Origin of the sequence: Acinetobacter sp. UBA1496 (assembly GCF_002324975.1) — a bacterium.
Taxonomy (GTDB): Bacteria; Pseudomonadota; Gammaproteobacteria; order Pseudomonadales; family Moraxellaceae; genus Acinetobacter; species Acinetobacter variabilis.
Genome location: NZ_DCRI01000020.1, coordinates 1 through 3786, shown reverse-complemented (window position 1 = coordinate 3786; position 3786 = coordinate 1). Strand labels below are relative to the sequence as shown.

Annotated in this window: 3 protein-coding genes; all 3 read left to right on the top strand. The window is 40.3% G+C overall.

Going from position 1 to position 3786, the window contains the following annotated elements:
- Positions 1–244: 244 nt before the first annotated feature.
- On the top strand, positions 245–1609 hold the full coding sequence (locus B3143_RS02010; RefSeq protein WP_286739313.1) for an MFS transporter: 1365 nt from the start codon (positions 245–247) through the stop codon (positions 1607–1609).
- Between the two features lie 366 nt (positions 1610–1975).
- The gene (locus B3143_RS02005) at positions 1976–3325 is read left to right on the top strand and encodes an aromatic acid/H+ symport family MFS transporter (RefSeq protein ID WP_286739312.1); all 1350 of its coding nucleotides are present in this window, start codon (positions 1976–1978) and stop codon (positions 3323–3325) included.
- Positions 3326–3441: 116 nt separating this feature from the next.
- Entirely contained in the window at positions 3442–3783 is a 342-nt protein-coding gene (locus B3143_RS02000) for a hypothetical protein (RefSeq protein WP_286739311.1), read from the top strand.
- Positions 3784–3786 lie beyond the last annotated feature (3 nt).

The window sequence follows — 3786 nt, the reverse complement described above, 5'->3', positions numbered from 1 at the left end:
CCTTTATAGGGTTAATTATGGACAGTAAGTGTCAACAGACCCTAATTAACTTCGTCTTATTTTTTTATTGGTTTGTCTAAAAAATATTCGATCTACGACTTTAGCCTAAATTTTATTAAAAAAATCTAACTTGGTAAGTTTTGCAGTAGACAAGGTTTAAAGAATCATCCATTTTATATACAAAAGTGAATGAACGTTCATTTTTTCATAGAATAAAAAAGCTCACAATTGGAGGTGAGGAAAAATGACAGCAACAACAGTGAATGTGAATGCTGTAGTGGATGAAGCAAAGTTTAAACCTTTTCATTTAAAGATCGTACTTTGGTGCGTATTTGTCGTTATTTTTGACGGTTATGATCTGGCAATCAACGGTGTTGCTTTACCCCTACTGATGCAAGAATGGAATATGACGGCAGTTCAGGCCGGAATGCTTGCAAGTACCGCTCTGGCAGGCATGATGTTTGGTGCCATGCTCTTCGGTATGCTGGCAGATAAAATTGGACGAAAAAATGTCATCCTGATTTGTGTGACCTTATTCAGTGGATTTACGTTCTGGGGCGGTTTTGCCTCTGGTCCAACTGAATTTGGCATCCTGCGTTTTATTGCGGGCTTAGGTATTGGTGGTGTTTTACCGAATCTGGTCGCATTAACTTCTGAATATGCGCCACAAAAAATGCGCAGTACCTTAGTCACTACCATGTTTAGTGGTTATGCAGTTGGCGGGATTATGGCGGCGTTATTAGGTGCCTGGTTTACCCCAAGTTTTGGGTGGGAAATCATGTTCTATATCGCAGGTATTCCATTATTGATGCTGCCTATCCTGTATTTATATTTACCGGAATCTCTAACTTTCCTGGTAAAAAAACAGCAAAATGCAAAGGCCAGCGAAATTGTTCAGCAGATCAGTCCTGAGCAAAATGTCACTGCAAGTACCCAGTTTGTACTGAATGAAGTGCATGCGCCGGATGCTTCCATTGCTGCTTTATTTAAGCAGGGTCGTAGCATGAGTACTTTATTATTCTGGTGCTGCTTCTTTATGTGTCTGCTTATGGTCTACGCATTGGGTAGCTGGTTACCAAAACTGATGATGGCAGCGGGTTATTCTTTGGGTAACAGTTTAATGTTCCTGATGGCGATGAATATTGGTGCAGTGGTTGGAACCATTGGTGGTGGTATTCTGGCGGATCGTTTCCATCTGAAACCGGTCATTATTGGCATGTTCCTGTTGGGTGCAGTTTCATTAGTTGGATTAGGCTTTAACTCTCCACAGGCTGTGATCTATCTGTTAGTCGCTGCTGCAGGTGCTTCGGCAATTGGTAGCAGTATTCTGCTCTATAGTTTCGTGGCTCAGTACTATCCATTGGCAATCCGCTCTACTGGTATTGGTTGTGCGTCCGCAGTTGGTCGGGTAGGGGCAATTGTTGGTCCAATTATTATTGGATTCCTGTTGGGTATGGAGCTGCCACATAAAATGAACTTCCTTGCAGTTGCGATTCCAGCCATTATTGGTGCGATTTCAGTGGCTATGATTGTACGTAAAGATCTGAATGCAGAACGAAATGCTGAGACCTTATTGGCGAAACAGAAGCTGAATTCTATTAAAACCTAGTCACTTTTTGCCAATCAACTTGCTATAAATCTAAATTGAGTCAAAAGATCCCTTTCATAACAAAGGGATTTTTTGTTTAAGGTATAAAAATCATTCATAAAAAATCGAATAAATCAAAAAATCATTGGTCTATAGACTATTTAAATGGACATTTTAATGAGAATAATAAATGTCTAAATATTCAATTATTTAGCTTTATAAAAATGTGATAAGTCACACAAATAGCCTCTATTTTATGGCCGAAATTGCTCCATCATTTGGTCTTATTGTGCGCTAAATCTCACTTGCGTATATTGCTAAAACTTGAATATTCCCCCGGATATTCATAAGGATTTTATGGACAAGTACTCATGGGAGATGAGAACGATGACAACGGAAACAGTAGATATAAATTCTGTAGTCGATAATGCGAAATTTACGCCTTTTCACTTCAATGTAGTTGCTTGGTGTTTACTCATTATCTTGTTTGACGGCTACGATTTAGCAATCAATGGTGTTGTTTTACCTTTATTAATGCAGGACTGGGGCTTAAGTGCCGTTCAAGCGGGAATGCTTGCCAGTACTGCGCTTGCCGGCATGATGTTTGGCGCGATGATCTTTGGTTCTCTGGCAGATAAAATTGGCCGTAAAAAAGTCATCATGATCTGTATCGTATTATTCAGTGGCCTGACCTTTGCTGGCGGTTTTGCTTCAAACCCGACTGAGTTTGGTACTTTACGCTTCCTTGCCGGCCTGGGCATTGGTGGTGTAATGCCAAACCTGGTGGCACTGACCTCTGAATATGCACCACAAAAAATGCGTAGTACTCTAGTGACGACCATGTTTAGTGGTTATGCGGTAGGTGGTGTAATGGCTGCCTTATTAGGTTCATGGTTTACCCCAAGTTTTGGTTGGCAAATCATGTTCTTTATCGCAGGTATTCCATTATTCTTATTACCAGTGATCTGGAAATTCCTGCCAGAATCTTTAGCCTTTATCGTCAAAGACAACAAACAGGAAAAAGCACGTCAAATTGTACGTCGTTTGGCTCCAAATCTAAGCGTTACAGACACTACCACCTTTAAACTGCCACAGGAAAATGTACCTGAAGCAGCAAACGTGGTGAGCCTGTTCCGTCGTGGCCGTGCGGTAAATACGTTATTGTTCTGGGTTGCTTTCTTTACTTGCCTACTAACTATGTATGCACTGAGCAGCTGGTTACCGAAGCTGATGATGGCAGCAGGCTACTCAATGGATAACAGCCTGATGTTCATGATGGCGATGAACGTGGGTGCAGTGGTTGGTATTGTGGGCGGCGGTATTTTGGCTGACCGTTTCCACCTGAAACCAGTATTAATGTTCCTCGGTATGATGGGTGCGATTGTGATGAGCTCAATGGGCTTTGCATCTAACCAGTTCCTGCTTTACATCCTGGTGTTCCTGGCTGGTGCAGCATCAATCGGTTCGCAAATGTTGCTATACAGCTATGTTGCGCAGTTCTACCCATTGGCAGTACGTTCAACAGGTATTGGCTGGTCATCTGCGATTGGTCGTATGGGGGCGATTGTTGGCCCGATCCTGATTGGTGGCTTACTCGGTATGAACCTGCCTGCACACTTTAACTTTATGGCGGTGGGTTTACCGGTACTGATTACAGCGATTGCAGTTGCTCTGATCATGCATGATGATGAATCTGAAAAGATTGGTTCAGCAGATACAATTCCTGCAAAAGCTTAAAACCAAGTTTGAAATAAGAAGCCTCCGAAAGGGGGCTTTTTTAATATAAAAGTATTTTAATTTAATAATTTATTTCATAGTATGGTTAATAATTAAACTATTTGATTATTATCACAATGATTTGGCATTCAGATAAAAAATTTGAAGAAAGTATTTTAAGTATTAAATTCAGTGGGGAAGGTCTAGATCAACATGGTGTTAGTATTTATGACTTGTCTGAATGTCTTTTAAGTATCCAGCGAATTATTCATAAAGCTTATCTAGCTAAAGAAGATAAACTTTATAAGGGAGCTTATCCTAAAAAAGAAATTAGGGAAAAACTAGCTCTTCAATTAGGAGAGCGTAGAAAAGGTTCTGATCTTTTTGGTTTAGTTCCTTTATTAGATCCTGAAAGTGTTAATAACATTTTAAGACAATGTATTGATTATACTATTTCAGGAGTAATTAGGGTGTGTTGACAC

Bases quoted from the DNA above. Each gene is read 5' to 3' on its own strand.
- B3143_RS02010 (WP_286739313.1), top strand. From the start codon at position 245: ATGACAGCAACAACAGTGAATGTGAATGCTGTAGTGGATGAAGCAAAG.
- B3143_RS02005 (WP_286739312.1), top strand. From the start codon at position 1,976: ATGACAACGGAAACAGTAGATATAAATTCTGTAGTCGATAATGCGAAA.
- B3143_RS02000 (WP_286739311.1), top strand. From the start codon at position 3,442: ATGATTTGGCATTCAGATAAAAAATTTGAAGAAAGTATTTTAAGTATT.